Raw genomic sequence first — 16,178 nt, forward strand, 5'->3', positions numbered from 1 at the left:
ATGCGCTTGTCCTACGCGCCCCGCCAGCCGAGGCTCTACGGACATTGAGACAGGTATAAGCCGTGGTCGCGGTGGCAATTGCAATAGGCGTCGTCGTAGAGCGAATAGTCGCCAATCGCCAGTCCCACACAAGGATGCCAAGCAAGCTGCCCGTCCCTGCGATGTTTCAATCTTCCATGACGCAGCGGGACAGATCCAGGGAGGAGGTGTTGCAGCGACTTTCGGTGACGAGCGAGACGCACGCGAAGGTAGCCCGAATGGGCGGACGAGCGGGACGATGCGATGTTCGGCGCCGCAGGGCGACGAACCGGCAACGAGGAGCAAAACACCTCCTCCCTGGATCTGGCACGCGTGTCAAAAAAGAAACGTTAACGCAAGGGACCTGGCACTCGAATTAGACACACCACGCTGACGCCGGAAACTTGACACGCTAATCAAGCGCAAAACACCGACTACAAATGCTCTTTCAACCAATGCCCCAACTTCGCAGCTTTAGTGCTTAAATAGTTTTCATTGAACGGATTGCGATTCACCTGAATCGGCACCCGCTCAACAATAGGCACCCCAAGACTCTCCAGCGTATTCACCTTGCGCGGATTATTCGTCATAAGACGCAACGACGTAATCCCGAAATGATCCAGCATCGGTCTGCACAAATCATAGCGGCGCATATCCGCCGGAAACCCCAAACGCTCGTTCGCTTCTACCGTGTCCGCGCCCTCGTCCTGCAACTGATAAGCCCGTATCTTGTTGACAAGACCTATACCGCGCCCTTCCTGTCGCATATACAGCACCACGCCACGGCCCTCATCCGCAATAGCCTTCATTGCCGTTTCGAGTTGCGCGCCGCAATCACAGCGTTGACTAAACAACGCATCGCCGGTCAGACATTCTGAATGCACTCTCGCCAGCACAGGCTTGCCATCACCGACCTCGCCTAAAGTCAGTGCCAAATGTTCTTTACCAGTGGCCGATTCGACAAACACATGTATGCCAAACGTCGCCCACGGCGTGGGTAACTGACTTGATGCGACGTAATCGAGTTGCTGTCCGGCAGACTCGATTCGTTCATCAACTGATTTTTTGCTTTCGAATACGCCAGTGTCAGCGCCATGCGTGGGCTGCATAAATAACCTCAAAACAGGAAGACAACGGAGGTTAACATTCTTCAATGCCGTATTGCGTGCGGCCGATTTGCCGCCACGCCCTACTCAACCTCCGCCTGCGGCACAAGAAAAGCCGCAAGCACAACCTGCATGATACTTCTGCAATGAAATCTGGAGTAGTAGGCGAGACTGACTCGCACCGTCCCGCCTACTGAACGATCAGACTTTAACCCCCAAATATTTTTCTATGATGGTGTTGTCCGCATGCAATTCCGCGGGGGTGCCTTCATAGACCATATGGCCGTTGTTGATAATGTAGCAGCGGTTTGCCAAAGACAGTGCCGCGCGGACATTCTGCTCGACAATGACCACCGTATGCCCGGTTTCGGCAAGATTACGGCATACCTCGATCAAGTCGCGCACGATCAACGGCGCCAACCCCTCAAAGGGTTCGTCCAGCAAAATGATGTTGGCGTTTCGTATCATGGCTCGGGCAATGGCCAGCATTTGCTGCTCGCCGCCGGAAAGCTGCTTTCCACGATTGCGCTTGCGCTCGGCCAATCGCGGAAAGGTTTCGTAAATAGCTTCCAGCGAACGAGGCTGCTCTGCGGTCATGGCGGCAAGCTGCAGGTTTTCCTGGACGGTGATTTGTCCAAAAATACGCCGCTCTTCAGGCACCAACTGAATGCCTCGCTTGGCCAATTGGTACGGAAGTAAACGCTGCACTTCAGTGCCATTATGACGAATGATGCCGCTTTTAGGCTGCACCATGCCCATCAGGGATTTGAGCGTCGTGCTCTTGCCTGCTCCATTACGCCCCAGCAAGGCCACCACCTCGTTCTCCTCGACTCGCATGGAGACGTCGAAGAGGATGTGGGAATCCCCATAAAAGCTGTTGATTTTATCGACCTCAAGCAGACTCATGCTCGTCCATCCCTCCGAGATAGGCCGCCTGCACAGCCGGGTCCATCCGAATTTCGTCGGGTGTGCCTTCTGCCAGTTTACGGCCTTCATATAGTACGGTGATCCGTTCAGCCAATTCGAACATGGCATCCATGTCGTGCTCGACAATAACCATGCTGCGACCTTTGCGTATCGATTTAAGTAGCGCTACCACGTGCACACGCTCTTCCGGCCCAAGACCAGCCAAAGGCTCGTCAAACAACAAGACATTGGCGCCCGTGGCCAAGGCCAGGCAAATTTCCAGACGGCGCTTTTCGCCGTACGGAAGTTCGGAAATCATGGTGTCAGCCTGATGAGCCAGGCCTACGAGTTCGATTGCCGCATTGACCTGGCCGTCCAGTCCCTCTGAATGGTGCAGACCCCGCAGCATATCCGTGCGGAACTTGCCGCGGCTGCGCGCCAGTACGGGAATCATGACATTTTGCCTGACCGTCAACGACTCGAAGAGTTGGTTGATCTGATAGCTTTTGCTCATTCCAAGCTGGCAAACCGCCGTCACCCCGATACCGGTGATTTCCTGTTCGCGAAAAAACACCTGCCCGGAAGTCGTCGGCAACTCACCGGCCAGCATCGCAAAAAAGGTGGACTTGCCTGCGCCGTTAGGTCCAATGACACCGCGCATTTCACCTTCTGCCAAGGCGAATGTCACATCGTTGACTGCCGTCAACCCGCCATATTGCTTGGTGATGCCTCGTGCTTCCAGCACGGGCGCGCCAGGACTAAGCGACGATATGGGCGCAAAGATATCAAGTTGCGGACTGACTTTGGCATCGGCCTCGGGATCGATCTCTTTGTTTGTACGGCGACGGCGCTTGAAGTAATCCAATACGCCTCCCGCAACCCCATGGCGAAACACCGTGACCAGCACCACAAACACAATGCCCAGTATCAGCTTCCAATAGGCGCCAATATTGGCGATCTGCTGCAGCCCCTCATACAGGTAGAGCCAAATGGTGGCGCCAAACAACGGTCCCAGTAGTGTCCCCGCGCCGCCCATGACGGTCTGGATCACCAATTGCGACGATGTATCCAGGGAAAAGGCGTCCGGTGGCATATACGCCTGGAAGACCCCAAGCAAGCCGCCCGCAAGCCCTCCATAGGCCGCCGCAATGACAAACACCGTCAGTTTATAACCCTGTATTGCATGGCCCAGCGCCATTGCGCGTTTAGGATTGCCTCGTATCGCCTTGAGGACTGCTCCGAAAGGCGAACGCACAATGCGTCGCGCAATCAAGTAGCCAACAAAAAAGAAAATCGCCACGAACCAGTACATCGGCCAGCCGCTGGAAATGTGAATAGTCGTGAAGCCCAGTGCGATTTCCGGCGGTGGAACGCCGGCTATTCCGTTCTCTCCCCCCGTATACCGCTTGAAGGAGGAGTTCTGCAAGAAATAGAACATCTCGCCGAAAGCCAGCGTACTCATGGCGAAGTAAATGCCCGTGCGACGCAAGGTCAGGTAGCCGATGATTAAGCCGGCTATTGCCGCCACGACTGTGCCTATCAATAAGGCCAGCAGCATATGTGGAACAATGCCCGACGTTAGCAAATAAGCAGCTACGAAGCCGCCTGTTCCGTAGAACGCCGCCTGGCCAAACGACAATAGCCCGGTATAGCCAAAGAGCAAATCAAACCCAAGGCCGAACAACGCCCAGATCAATATGCGCGTCAGCAAATCGGCACTCATGCCCAAAGACGGCAACACAAAAGGCGCAGCCAGTAAGCAAACCCCCACGACCAATTCAGGGAGCTGTCGGCGCATTACGACGCCTGATCGATTTTGCGTATTCATTCCCGACCCTCCTGACCCATCAAGCCCTGCGGGCGGAAGATAAGCACCAAAGCCATCACAACAAACAGCATCACATCAGAATAAGCAGGATCAAACATAGAAGTAAGGCTAAGTATTTCACCCGCGATAATGCCGCCGACAATGGCGCCGGGAAATGACCCGACGCCACCGATGACGACAACCACGAATGAGTCGACAAGTATCCGGTGCCCCATATCCGGCGCCAGGGTCACAATAGGAGAATCGATGACGCCGGCATAACCCGCCGCCATGGCTCCGATGCCGAATACCAAAAGAAAAGTACGTTTGACATTGATACCCAGAACGTTGACCATCTGCGAGTCTTCGATCCCGGCCCGAACGATCAATCCCAGGCTGGTGCGATACAAGATGAAATACAAAACAGCAAGGGTACCGGCGGCAATCCCCAACGCCTGCAAACGATAAAGCGGATAAATCAGCGAACCGATATGAACGACCCCCTGCCCCCAGGCAGGAGTCGGCACAGATAAGCTAATGCCCCCGTAAACGGCCCGCACCGCTTCGATCAAGATGATGCCTATACCGAAGGTGACAAGTATTTGGTCTTCCGGCGGGCGCCCGTAATACATGCGCATCACGCCGCGCTCGATAACCAGGCCCACGAACAGCGTGAACAAGGCACCGGCGGCAATGGCAATGACAAACGAATCCGTCATGCCATAGGCGGTAAAGCCGGCATAGGCCCCGACAACGAACAGGGCACCATGCGCGAAATTTACAACACCGAGCGTGCCGTAGATAATGGTCAAACCGGTACTGATAAGCGCCAACAACAGGCCTGTGGCAAGCCCATTGAATAGCTGCGACAAGAATAACGACATGCTCGGCATTCAAGCTCCTCCTTTCAAGTAACTGCGCTAAACACGGTCGTCAGACTTACGCGTAAGCGCCCAGCTTGCATCCCAGCACCCCCAACTCCGGCACGACGTTGGCGCCATCGACCACCTCGACGATATCGAACAAATCCTCCTTGCTTTTCATGTCGCCCGGCTTCTTGCCGCGCACAATCGGGAAATTGATAATGCCCTGGTGATCTTCAGCGCGGAAATACACCTCCCCGACAGGCCCCTGGCGCTTCTCGCCCTTCTCGTACGCCTTGATGACGTCGGGTGGATAGAAACCACCAGCCCGTTCGCAGGCGTCCGCCCATAGCGCGGTCTGCAGATAGGCGATATAAGCCGAATCATGCGGCTTACCGCCAAACTTCTTCTCGAAGGCTTCCACAAAATCCTTGGCGATTGGGTACTTATCTTGCAGCGTCCACCAGAAGCCGGTCGCACCGTATACGCCTTGCATGATTTCAGGACCAACCTCTTCACCAAGGAACGGTGCCATGTAAGGCACTACCAACGCCATTTTGTCCAGAATTCCGAACTGCTTCGCCTGCTTGATCGAATTGGCCGCGTCCGCCCCATACGCCACAACAACCAAAGTATCGGCGTTGCTATTGGCGATATTGATCAGGTAAGAGCTGTAGTCCTTGGCGCCCAACGGATGAACCTGTTCACCTACCGTCTTCCACCCCTGCTTCTCGGTGAATTCGACCATCGAGTCATAAGTGGTATGACCATACGTGTAGTCGGGAACCAGGTATATCGCCTTGCGGTCTTTGCCCAGATTCTTTGCAAGCACCGGAGCAATCGCCTTGGATGCCGAATAGGCGAAATGGCATAACCGGAAACCGTAGCGCTGGCAATCCACGCCCGTCGTTTCGTTCGACCCGCTGATAGCGGCCAGATAAATGGTTTTTTCGCGGTCGCACACTTTCTGCAAAGCAATCGCCACAGCGCTGCTGACGCTACCGGAAATCATCATGGCTTTGTTGTCATGAATGAAGCGGCTGGCCGCTTGAACCGCTGTATTCGGCTTGGTTTCGGCATCGGCGACACCAAATTTCACGGTCTTGCCCAAAATGCCTTTTTTGGTCAATGGCGAAATTTTCTTGATTTGCTCGGCGCCGGCATTGATCTGTTCAATGGCCAGTTCATAGCCTTTGCGCTCATCGGCGCCTTCTGCCGAATAAGGGCCGGTAAGATCCAGCGGAAGCCCTACGAAGACTGAATCCCCTTCCACCCCTGCAGGGTAGTTCCCCACAGGTTTCTTTTCATCAGCAGCCAAAGCCAAGCCAGGCGCACCTGGCAGCATGGCGGCTGCGGCGGTACCAGCACCCATTTTGAGCATAGCGCGGCGATCCATCCCAACGCCGCGGTTTGATTTCTTGTCATCCATCCTGAGTCTCCTTTTGTTATACAAGCAAAAGCATCGCCTTACGATATAAAAAGATCAAAAAGCTGATGCAGAAAAACTGATAGAAAATGCTAGTCTCGTATTTATTGCCATCTTGCCAGGCGGCAAGGGCTTTGATTATTTGACTGCCTGGTGAATTTCCGTTGAATCATTGCAGTCAGTATTAGAAATACAATTTGAAACTGACGCAGAACTTACATAACAAAATGTTGTTTTTTGCGAACCGCGGCCCGTCATTCGAGCTCCTGGACCACGTCAGGCAAAACCCGGATAAAATCAAGGGATATCCCTTAGCATTAGGCTCGCCAATCTAGGGCGCTTGCCGCCTTAATCTTGAAAGATACGTAATTTGAATATCACACCAACCGAATCCTGGGGCTTTCTTCACCCCGAATGCCACGGCCAGAAGGCTCTTATGTTTTTTAGCTGGGATCTGGCAAAAACCATCGAACAACAGTTCACGCTTCACGCAAAGTCCTCGCTGGCTGTGCAATTGTTCGAAGCTCAGAAAGCGGTTGACCGCCTGCTGAACCAATATGTGCAAATACAGGCCAATCCGGATGCCTTCGATGGCCAAAGCATCCAGTTGGAACTTGAGCACGACGATTCCGAGCCCGACACCACGCCCGTATTGGCGTTGCATACGTCGCCCCACCTTGAGCAGTTGATAATCGAAATGCAAGCCCAGCAGCAAGCATCGCGCACTATCAACTAGCCGCCGACAACATGGAGTGCACATGACTACAAAGCAATGGGGATACGAGCGAGCCGACTGTCGCGGAGACTTTGCGCTCAGCTTGTTTCTCGACGATATGGACCGTTTGATCACGCACTACACGGGACGCGCATCAGAGCAACCGGAAACCGTGCTTTTCCAGGCACAGGCCGCTGCGAATAAACTGCTGCAAGCCTATGAAAAAAATGCTCGCAACACCACGGCTTTCACCAGCCAGTTTATTGAAATCAAATCGTTGATAAACGCGACGAACAATCTGGTGCTGGTTCCCATTTTTTCGTCCGGACTCAAGCAAAAGCTGGTCGAACTGCTGAACCGCAGCAACCAAACCAGCCTGCATTAAGCCAGTTGTGAAGCATTAGAAGGTACCAAATTCGAGCCTTTACGAATCCGCCATGACTACAACTATCGCTAAAATCCGCATCTGGGATTTGCCTACCCGCTTGTTCCACTGGACGTTGGTTATTTGCATTACCGGATCCTTTATCAGCGTCAAGGTCGGCGGTTTGTGGATGGACTGGCACGTAAGGTTTGGACTGATCACGCTGTGGTTGATCATTTTCCGACTGATCTGGGGCGTGGCAGGCTCCCGCTATGCGCGATTCAACCAGTTCGTGCGAAGTCCCCGTACCGTATGGAATTACCTGCGCGGCAGAATACCCCATATAGCCGGCCACAATCCCCTGGGCGCCTATTCAGTGATAGCGCTTTTGCTGTCCATAGGTTTTCAGGCATTCAGCGGACTTTTCGCCAATGACGACGTTCTCACTGCCGGGCCATTGGCCTCGCTGGACGAAAGTTGGTCCGCTACGCTTACCGGTCTGCACAAGCTGAATGAATGGGTTCTGATAGGCTTGGTTTCATTGCACATTGCAGCCATTCTTTGGTATCGCATCAAGAGGCGGAAAAATCTGGTCGCGGCCATGATCCATGGGAATGCCCAGATGAATGCCCTCACAGGCCAGTCGGTGCCGGGCGCACAAGACAGCTGGAAGATGCGCCTGAAGGCGCTGGCTCTGGCGACAGCTGCCGGTCTCGCCGTATGGTGGCTTACCACCCTGGCGCCTGCCGCAGACTCTTTCTACTGAAACACCCTACCGTTCTCGCCATCCTTACCCGGCTACACTAAGCCAATGAAAATTGGAATCATCCTACTCAGCATATTTGCCGCCGGCAGCGTTTGGTGGTGGAACGTACACCGGCTGGGCCCCATGCATGGCGCCACCTTCAGCCTGAGGTTTAAGAACTTCTTCAAAAGCCTGATTGCCGGCGTTATCGTCTATTTTTCACTAATGACGATTACCCTGTTGTACCTGATGTATACCACGCCATAGAAAAAATCTGGCCTTATTTGCATTTATGACATAAAGCGACTTGCATATCACGCAAAAATGAAATGTAATAGCATTTACAAAAGGTGGAATTTACAGCGCATTAATGTAACCAAACATAGTATTCCAGCGCATAAATGTAATAAACGGTCCTGCTTTCATTAATAGTCGGCAGGCATTGTGGCCCAAAGCAGTCCGGGCACCCACTGAAGGTGTTCATTCAGGTTCTAAATATGAATTCCCGCTCCATGTCCGCTTCCCTACTTAGCCTTCTGGCCGGCATGCTACTGATGCTTGGCAGCCCTGCTGCCCTCCCATCGCAAACCACGTGGCCGGTCAGCCCATCCAGGTTGCTGTTACCTACGCCGTACGGAACCTTACATGTAGCCAGCAACGATTATGTGTATGAATCGCGCCTTCAGGTAGACAACACCGACGTGGATCCGCAAGTGCGCGGCATTATTAATATTACCTATGCGTTCGACATGCCCACCTCGCGAGTGGCGCTTGTTTCAATCAATACCGGCAATAACGGATGCCCTATCAGCTACCGATGGGTGGTGCTGGAAAAATCAGGCTATAAAATGTCGCCTGAATTCGGTTCCTGCAACGAGCAAATCAAAGTGACCGCCACCCGGCGCCTGCTAACCCTGCAAACGCCCAGTACTCATACGCCTAACCAAATTGACGTCTATGTGTACGACGGGAAAACTGTGAAGCATCGCGCGACACGCAAACGCTGAAGGCCTCATGCGGTGCCATTAATATGGCACGCGACTGGCCGTAACAAAAAAAAGCCTGCGAAAATATCCGCAGGCTTTTTTCGGTGTTGCCCGCAACAGTTGGGCCGCCCCCGCCAAGAGGTTTAAAACCTTAACCGCAGCTGCCTATCGCACCGCAAGCGGTGCAGAAATCGCAACCATCTTTCTTGATGACGGCGTGGTTACCGCATTCGTTGCAAGGCTTGCCCTTCATGGTCATTCCGGCGGCAACATGTTGAGCCGGTTCGTCGGCCACCACACCCATGGCGTTAATGGGCGTGCCGTCTTCGGTAAGGATGCCCAGCATGGCATAACGGTGAATAACCAGTTGCGCCACATACGCTACCGTCGAGGGATAGTTGGCTTGCCTGTCGCTTCCGGGAACGCGAGCAAGGAAGTCTCCGCGTGGTTCGGCATAGTTAAGCAGCTTGCGCAGCTTCATGCCTATCCAGGCGGGATCGACCACGCGCATGTCCAGGCTTAACAACTTGCATAGCCCATCCAGCGCCCGAGGGTGCGCGCCGGTAAGCCACATGCTGTAAGGGCGACGGCTACCGTCGGGCATTTGCAGTTCTTTCAGCATTAGAACGAAGTCGTCGTCGGTCGATGGGTTGCGCACGTCGGCGACCCATGCAAGCGTACCGTCGGTGCCCGTCTTGGGTTCATGAGGGGCGAAAAGCGCATTAAGCACGGGCGTAGGATCGGTTTCTTTGGTATCGAGCGCGCCCAAAGCGTTATAGCGCCACTCCACCAACCGTGCCAGCGCTGCCGTGGCACTAGGTACCTGAACCATGTCGCCTTGGGGCGGCATGGGCATTTGGAAGCCATCACCATAGGCGTTGGACAACACGGAAAGTTTCTTGCGCAGCCAGCCGCGATCATTGGCGCGCATATCGGTAGACAAAGTCTTGGCAATGGCGTCAAGGCCTCGCGGCGGCTGCCCGCCCAAGACCCACACTTCGAATGGCACATTGGCCTGATCAGCCACGACCACAGCAAACTCACCTTGCGGCGTATGGATGGTTTCGCTGACCCAACCTGACGCGCCGGCGGGCAAACCGGGACGGGACGGCCAGCGCAAGGAAGCCAATGGCGGCGACATGGCGACTTCAGTCAGCACCAAACGCTTATCCTGCTCCGACAAGGTAATGGGCTGGGGTGTGCTGGACTCGGCATCAGGCACTGACAATACCGCGCCCAGGATATTGTTGGGACGATAAGTAGTAATGCCTTTCAGGCCGCGGCGCCATGCTTCCATATAAAGATTTTTGAATTCTTCGTAGGGATAATCGACCGGCACATTCACTGTTTTCGAAATTGCCGCATCTACGTGCGGTGCCACTGCGGCGACCATCAACATGTGGTCGATTGCTGAAATTTCCAGCGCCGACACGAACGCAGCGGGCAGGTTATCGGTATCGCCCCCCATGGCCCGATAGATCCGGTAGGCATGATCTTCGACTGTGTAGTCTTTTTTACTGCCATCCCCCATGCGTTTCATACGGTTATAAAACCACGAAAATGCAGGTTCTATGCCATTGGAAGCATTGTCGGCAAAGGCCAGCGAAATCGTGCCGGTAGGAGCAATGGACGTCAGGTGGGAATTGCGAATGCCATGCTTGCGAATGGCCTTTTTGATGTCCTCCGGCAAGCGGGACGCAAAGCCACCTTGCAGATACTTTTCAGTATCAAGCAACGGGAAAGCGCCACGTTCCTTGGCAAGATCGACCGACGCCTCGTAAGCGGCGTCACGCATTTCACGCGCCATATCGGCAGCCAGTTCACGGCCTTGCTCGGTATTGTAGGGAACGCCGAGCATGATCAGGGTATCACCCAGCCCCGTAAACCCCAGCCCCAGGCGGCGCTTGGCATCGGCTTCGCGTTTTTGTTCTTCCAGCGGCCATTTGGTCGCGATGAGGACATTATCGAGCATGCGTATGGCCAGCTTGGTAGCCTTGCGCATTTGCGTGAAGTCGAACGCAGCCTTGGCCGTAAACGGAGCCGTTACATAGGCAGTCAGGTTCAGGCTGCCCAGGCAGCAGCAACCATAATCAGGCAAGGGCTGCTCGCCGCAAGGATTGGTGGCTTCAATCGTTTCGCAATACGACAGGTTGTTTTCAGCGTTGATCCGATCCAGGTACAGCACGCCGGGCTCGGCCGCGGCGTATGTACTTTGCATGATCAGATCCCATACTTCGCGAGCCTGCACGCTGCGGTATACCCACTGCCCGTCGTCGCGCTGATAAGCCCCTTTATCTTTCAGGTCGGCATTGGGCTCTGTGGAATGAATCAGTTCAAACGGCGCATCGGCTTCGACGGCCTGCATGAATTCGTCGGTAACGCCGACCGAGACATTGAAATTATTCAGTTGGCCGCGTTCTTGTTTAGCGGTGATGAATTCCATCACGTCAGGATGGGTGACATTGACCACAGCCATTTGCGCGCCGCGACGGGCGCCGGCGGATTCGACGGTTTCGCATGAGCGGTCGAAAACCCGCATATAGGAAATTGGGCCCGAAGCGCTGCTGCCCGTGCCTTTAACCTTGGCGCCGCGCGGACGTATGGCGGAAAAGTTATAACCCACCCCGCCGCCGCGCCTCATGGTTTCGGCGGCCTGGGCCAATGCGGTATAGATGCCCGGCTTGCCATCGACACGTTCTGTAATGGAGTCGCCCACCGGCTGCACAAAACAATTGATCAACGTGCTTTGCAAGTCGGTACCGGCGGCGCTATTTACCCGACCTGCCGGAATGAAGCCATGCTGCATCGCCCACAAGAATTCTTGTGCATATTTATTGCGATGCTTGGGCTCTTCGACCTGCGCCAGCGCTGTGGCCACACGCGTTCGCACTTCAAGTATGCTTTTTTCGCCGCCTTTGGCGTACTTCTCGATCAGCACTTCGGTCGAAATATCTTGCGGCTCGGCCAGCGCAATTGCGGTGCTTTCCAGTTGTTGCATGCTTTATTCCTTGGTGTCTGCGACAAACCTTATAGAAAACAACGACCAATGCCGTAGTAATGGTTTGTCGAGCTAATTACGTTAGCATATCGAATCGATGCCGCTAATGACGTCGATCAATGGCACGCCCTTTTCCCTGTAACCCAAAGCAACCTTTCCCATAGCCCTCATGCATCCACTTGTAGAACTTAATGCAGTCGAACTGGCAGACGCCATACGCAACCGCAATGTATCTTGCCAGGAAGTCATGAGCGCCTACTTGGCGCACATTGATCGACTGAATCCCCAAGCCAATGCCCTGGTGGCTATGCGAGACCACGGCGCGCTGCTTGACGATGCCGCCGCCCACGACCTTGCGCTCGCCCAAGACCACATTCCTGGCCTGCTGTATGGCTTGCCGCAAGCCCCTAAAGATATCCTCCCGGTGGCCGGGATGGTCACGACACGCGGCTCGCCCATTTTCAAGAACAGTGTACCCAACGAAGACGCCATTAGCTTTTCCCGCATGCGCAATGCGGGCGCCCTGTTCATAGGCCGCAGCAATTCACCCGAGTTCGGCTTGGGCGGACATACTTACAATCCAGTCTACGGCATTACCCGCAATGCTTTCAACCCCCAGCGCTCGGCCGGTGGCAGCAGCGGTGGGGCAGCTTCCGCCGTGGCCTTGCACATGCTTCCCGTAGCCGATGGCAGCGACATGATGGGTTCTCTACGTACGCCTGCGGCGTTCAACAATGTGTTCGGTCTACGGACTACGCCGGGCCTGGTTCCCCATGGCAGCATCCCGCAAAACGCCCATCCCGAATTCAGCGTATCTGGGCCCATGGCGCGAAACATTCCCGACCTGGCATTGTTGCTGTCTGTTATGGCGGGAAAAAACATTCTCAATGAAAACCAGCCGCAACCACTGACCTTGCCTGCTTACCAACAGGCGCTACAGCAGGACTTCAGCCACACACGAATAGGCTGGCTGGGCGACCTGAACGGCCATCTGCCTATGGAGCCCGGCATTATTCCTTTATGCGAATCAGCCTTGAACCATTTCGCTGCGCTGGGCGCCAAGACAGAAGCCGCTACCCCTGCTTTTGATTTCAACGCACTATGGCGAGCCTGGATAGATCTACGCAGCCTGACTGTCGCCACCGCCAACCAGGATCTGTATAACGATCCTGCAACCCGTGCACTGTTAAAACCTGAGGCCGTCTGGGAGATAGAGCGCGGCTTGGCCTTGCAAGCAGCCGACATTGACAGCGCCCGCCAGACCCAGTTGGCCTGGAAAGAAACCGTTCAAGCCCTGTTCACCACTTATGATTATCTGATTCTGCCGTCGGCCCAGGTATTTCCTTTTGCCGCTGAAACTCATTGGCCCCAGCGTATTGGCACGCAAGCCATGGATACCTACCACCGCTGGATGCAAGCGGTAATTCCCGCCACCATGGCAGGCCTGCCTACACTCGCTGCGCCGGCCGGTTTCGGCCCCGAAGGCTACCCTATGGGCATACAGATCATGGCCGCCCCCGGACAGGAAAGCGCCCTGCTCCGTATTGGGCATGCCTACGATCAAGCCAGCGGCTACGCCCGCATTGCCAGCCCGCTGCTCTGACTTTGCGCATACACACTAGCCGGTCTTTTCAGCTATGGTCAGCGGTCATTCCCACCCAGCTCATCACCAGACGCAGCAGCCAGGCGGCAAGGGCCAGCGCACCCACGCTGGCCACCCATATACCTAGCAACCAGGCTACCCGCTTTCCCCAGGAAGAAGACGCTTTCATCGACTTGCCCCGCATTAGTGGTACCCGTCACCGACTTTGACCTTGCCGCGAAATACGTAGTAAGACCATGCGGTATACATAAGAATAAGCGGAACAATAAGCAAGGCCCCGACCAGCGTAAAGCCCTGGCTTTGCGCCGGGCCAGACGCATCCCAGATGCTGATATCGGGCGGAATGATGTTGGGCCACACGCTGATACCCAACCCGCTATAGCCCAGAAATATCAGTGCGAGCGTAAGCAGAAATGGCCCGGCATGTGGATCTTTATTCAGGGAGCGAAGCAGATAATAGGTGACCAGCAACACGAGCAAAGGTACAGGCGCAAACCAAAACAGGTTCGGTAAACTGAACCAGCGCTGGGCGATGGCGCTATCGGTCAAGGGCGTCCAGATGCTAAGCACGACTATCGTGCCCAGCAACACCAGCGTAAGCGGCCGGGCAAGCTGGCGCATGCGGTCATGCAGCGGCCCTTCGGTTTTCAGGATGAGCCAGGTACATCCCAACAACGCGTAGGCCACAATCAAGCCAAGCCCGGTAAATATCGGAAATGGCTGCAGCCAGTCCAGCGGACCTCCCGCATAGGAACGATCTACCACCTTGATACCCTGGATATAGGCGCCTAGCGTCACCCCTTGAAAGAATGTGGCGGCAATCGATCCTCCGATGAATGCCTTGTCCCAGAAATGGCGACCTTGTTCGGAGGCCTTGAACCGGAATTCGAAAGCGACTCCTCGGAAAATAAGCCCCAGCAGCATGAAGATAAGCGGCAGCATGAATGCGCTAAGTATCACGGAATAGGCTAACGGAAATGCGGCCAGCAGCCCCGCCCCGCCCAGCACCAGCCAGGTTTCATTCCCGTCCCAGACCGGTGCGACGGTATTCATCATGACATCGCGGTCGTCTTTGCCTTTGACAAAGAGATAGAGTATGCCTATGCCTAAATCAAAACCGTCCATCACCACATACATAAGGATGCCGAACATAATGATAATGGCCCATAGCAAAGCCAAGTCGATACCCATAATTGCTCCTTAAGTGACGTGTCTCTGCGTGCCGTCTATATCATCAGACGACGCGGACATCGGCCTGCTTGGCGTACGCTTCTCGCCTGGGCCCCCTTGCAGTGGGACTTTGCCCTCGTAAGGGATCGGACCTTTGCGTATCAACCGCAAGATATAGACGATTCCGGCGCCAAACAAAACGAAATACACAACCACGAACAAGGCAAGCGTAATGCCGACTTCCAGGGCACCATGCGGTGTTACTGCATCGGCGGTGCGCATGACGTTATAGACTATCCATGGCTGGCGCCCGATTTCCGTCGTAAACCAGCCTGCCAATATGGCCACAAGGCCGCTAGTCCCCATGTACACGGCAAAACGCCATAACCCGCGAGACTCGTATAAGCGGCCGCGCCAGCGCGCCCATGCTGCCCATAGGGCCAGGGCGATCATCAGCACCCCCAGGCCGACCATAACCCGAAAGGTCCAGAACACGACCGTTGCGTTAGGCCTGTCTAACTTGGGAAATTCTTTGAGGCCCGCAAACTGACCATCCCAGCTATGGGTAAGAATGAGGCTGCCCAAGCGTGGAATTTCCAGTGCAAAGTGGTTTTTTTCCTCTTCCATGTCCGGCCAGCCAAACAGCGTCAACGGAACGCCCGCACCCGGGGTGTTTTCCCAATGGCCTTCTATCGCGGCGATTTTCGCCGGTTGATGCTTAAGCGTATTAAGGCCATGAAAATCCCCAATCACCGCCTGCAGAGGCGCCACGATAAGTATCATCCACATGGCCATTGACAGCATCTTGCGGATTGCCTGGTTATCGTTATTGCGCAACAAATGCCAACCGGCCGAAGCGGCTACCATCAACGCTGTCGCCAGGAAAGCAGCCACGCCCATATGCGCCAGGCGGTAAGGGAATGATGGGTTGAAGATAACCGCGAGCCAATCCACCGGCACGACCCGGCCACCAATAATTTCATATCCGGCCGGCGTTTGCATCCAGCTGTTGGAGGCCAGTATCCATGTCGCGGACATCAGCGTGCCAAGCGCCACCATGATGGTTGCGAAAAAATGCAGTCCCGGACCGACACGCGTCCAGCCAAACAGCATGACACCCAGGAATCCGGCTTCCAGAAAGAAGGCTGTCAACACCTCGTAAGCCAGCAGTGGTCCGGTCACGCCGCCGGCGAAGTCAGAAAAATAGCTCCAGTTGGTTCCGAACTGATACGCCATGACCAGGCCGGACACGACGCCCATACCGAAATTGACAGCAAAAATTTTGACCCAGAAATGGTAAAGGTCCCGATATACGAAATTCTGGGTCTTTAGCCAACAGCCTTCTAGCACAGCCAGATAGCTGGCAAGACCGATAGTGATGGCGGGAAAAATAATATGAAATGAAATCGTGAAACCGAACTGTATCCGGGCCAGCAATAACGCGTCGACATCCATGCAGCGCTCCTCGTTG

The 16,178-nt window shown here is 54.8% G+C and carries 15 protein-coding genes; 6 read left to right on the plus strand and 9 right to left on the minus strand.

The genetic code is table 11. The features are described 5' to 3' along the window. Positions 1-452: 452 nt before the first annotated feature. The 5 genes from ribA to ABWO67_RS07980 form a co-directional block, all read right to left on the minus strand. Entirely contained in the window at positions 453-1,127 is a 675-nt protein-coding gene (ribA, locus tag ABWO67_RS07960) for a GTP cyclohydrolase II (protein WP_353150026.1), read from the minus strand. Between the two features lie 198 nt (positions 1,128-1,325). Then, a complete protein-coding gene (locus ABWO67_RS07965; protein ID WP_353150029.1) occupies positions 1,326-2,030 on the minus strand; it encodes an ABC transporter ATP-binding protein in 705 nt (234 codons plus the stop codon). Next, on the minus strand, positions 2,017-3,858 hold the full coding sequence (locus tag ABWO67_RS07970) for a branched-chain amino acid ABC transporter ATP-binding protein/permease (RefSeq protein ID WP_353150032.1): 1,842 nt from the start codon (positions 3,856-3,858) through the stop codon (positions 2,017-2,019). The genes ABWO67_RS07965 and ABWO67_RS07970 overlap by 14 nt, the downstream gene beginning before the upstream one ends. After that, positions 3,855-4,730 carry a branched-chain amino acid ABC transporter permease gene (locus ABWO67_RS07975; RefSeq protein ID WP_353150035.1) on the minus strand — a complete coding sequence of 292 codons (876 nt, stop codon included), beginning with the start codon at positions 4,728-4,730 and terminating at the stop codon, positions 3,855-3,857. The genes ABWO67_RS07970 and ABWO67_RS07975 overlap by 4 nt, the downstream gene beginning before the upstream one ends. A 46-nt stretch (positions 4,731-4,776) precedes the next feature. Then, complete coding sequence (locus ABWO67_RS07980; protein WP_353150038.1) at positions 4,777-6,129, minus strand: substrate-binding protein; 1,353 nt, start codon at positions 6,127-6,129, stop codon at positions 4,777-4,779. Between the two features lie 367 nt (positions 6,130-6,496). On the opposite strand from ABWO67_RS07980, the gene ABWO67_RS07985 reads away from it, so the two are divergent. From ABWO67_RS07985 to ABWO67_RS08005, 5 genes are all read left to right on the plus strand, one after another. Next, complete coding sequence (locus tag ABWO67_RS07985; RefSeq protein WP_353150041.1) at positions 6,497-6,862, plus strand: hypothetical protein; 366 nt, start codon at positions 6,497-6,499, stop codon at positions 6,860-6,862. Positions 6,863-6,884: 22 nt separating this feature from the next. Continuing rightward, on the plus strand, positions 6,885-7,226 hold the full coding sequence (locus ABWO67_RS07990; RefSeq protein WP_353150044.1) for a hypothetical protein: 342 nt from the start codon (positions 6,885-6,887) through the stop codon (positions 7,224-7,226). Between the two features lie 52 nt (positions 7,227-7,278). Then, positions 7,279-7,971 (plus strand): cytochrome b/b6 domain-containing protein, encoded by a 693-nt coding sequence (locus tag ABWO67_RS07995; RefSeq protein ID WP_353150047.1) that lies wholly within the window; start codon positions 7,279-7,281, stop codon positions 7,969-7,971. A 45-nt stretch (positions 7,972-8,016) separates the two neighbouring features. Next, positions 8,017-8,217 carry a hypothetical protein gene (locus ABWO67_RS08000; RefSeq protein ID WP_353150050.1) on the plus strand — a complete coding sequence of 67 codons (201 nt, stop codon included), beginning with the start codon at positions 8,017-8,019 and terminating at the stop codon, positions 8,215-8,217. Between the two features lie 245 nt (positions 8,218-8,462). Then, a complete protein-coding gene (locus ABWO67_RS08005) occupies positions 8,463-8,957 on the plus strand; it encodes a hypothetical protein (RefSeq protein ID WP_353150053.1) in 495 nt (164 codons plus the stop codon). Positions 8,958-9,087: 130 nt separating this feature from the next. Here ABWO67_RS08005 and ABWO67_RS08010 read toward each other — a convergent pair whose 3' ends face one another. Beyond that, positions 9,088-11,934 (minus strand): adenosylcobalamin-dependent ribonucleoside-diphosphate reductase, encoded by a 2,847-nt coding sequence (locus ABWO67_RS08010; protein WP_353150056.1) that lies wholly within the window; start codon positions 11,932-11,934, stop codon positions 9,088-9,090. A 169-nt stretch (positions 11,935-12,103) separates the two neighbouring features. On the opposite strand from ABWO67_RS08010, the gene ABWO67_RS08015 reads away from it, so the two are divergent. Then, positions 12,104-13,537: an amidase gene (locus ABWO67_RS08015; protein ID WP_353150058.1), complete on the plus strand. Its 1,434-nt coding sequence runs from the start codon at positions 12,104-12,106 to the stop codon at positions 13,535-13,537. Between the two features lie 28 nt (positions 13,538-13,565). On the opposite strand, the gene ABWO67_RS08020 is transcribed toward ABWO67_RS08015, so the two are convergent. Genes ABWO67_RS08020 through ABWO67_RS08030 form a run of 3 tightly spaced genes read right to left on the minus strand, consistent with a single transcriptional unit; the run spans position 13,566 to position 16,162 of the window. Further along, positions 13,566-13,706, minus strand: coding sequence for a DUF2474 family protein (locus ABWO67_RS08020; RefSeq protein WP_353150060.1), 141 nt, complete (start codon positions 13,704-13,706; stop codon positions 13,566-13,568). Between the two features lie 14 nt (positions 13,707-13,720). Continuing rightward, positions 13,721-14,728, minus strand: a complete 1,008-nt coding sequence (cydB, locus tag ABWO67_RS08025) for a cytochrome d ubiquinol oxidase subunit II (protein ID WP_353150063.1) — start codon at positions 14,726-14,728, stop codon at positions 13,721-13,723. Between the two features lie 9 nt (positions 14,729-14,737). Further along, positions 14,738-16,162, minus strand: a complete 1,425-nt coding sequence (locus ABWO67_RS08030; protein ID WP_353150066.1) for a cytochrome ubiquinol oxidase subunit I — start codon at positions 16,160-16,162, stop codon at positions 14,738-14,740. Between the last annotated feature and the right edge of the window lie 16 nt (positions 16,163-16,178).

Origin of the sequence: Pollutimonas bauzanensis (assembly GCF_040393045.1) — a bacterium.
Taxonomy (GTDB): domain Bacteria; phylum Pseudomonadota; class Gammaproteobacteria; order Burkholderiales; family Burkholderiaceae_B; genus Pollutimonas; species Pollutimonas bauzanensis_A.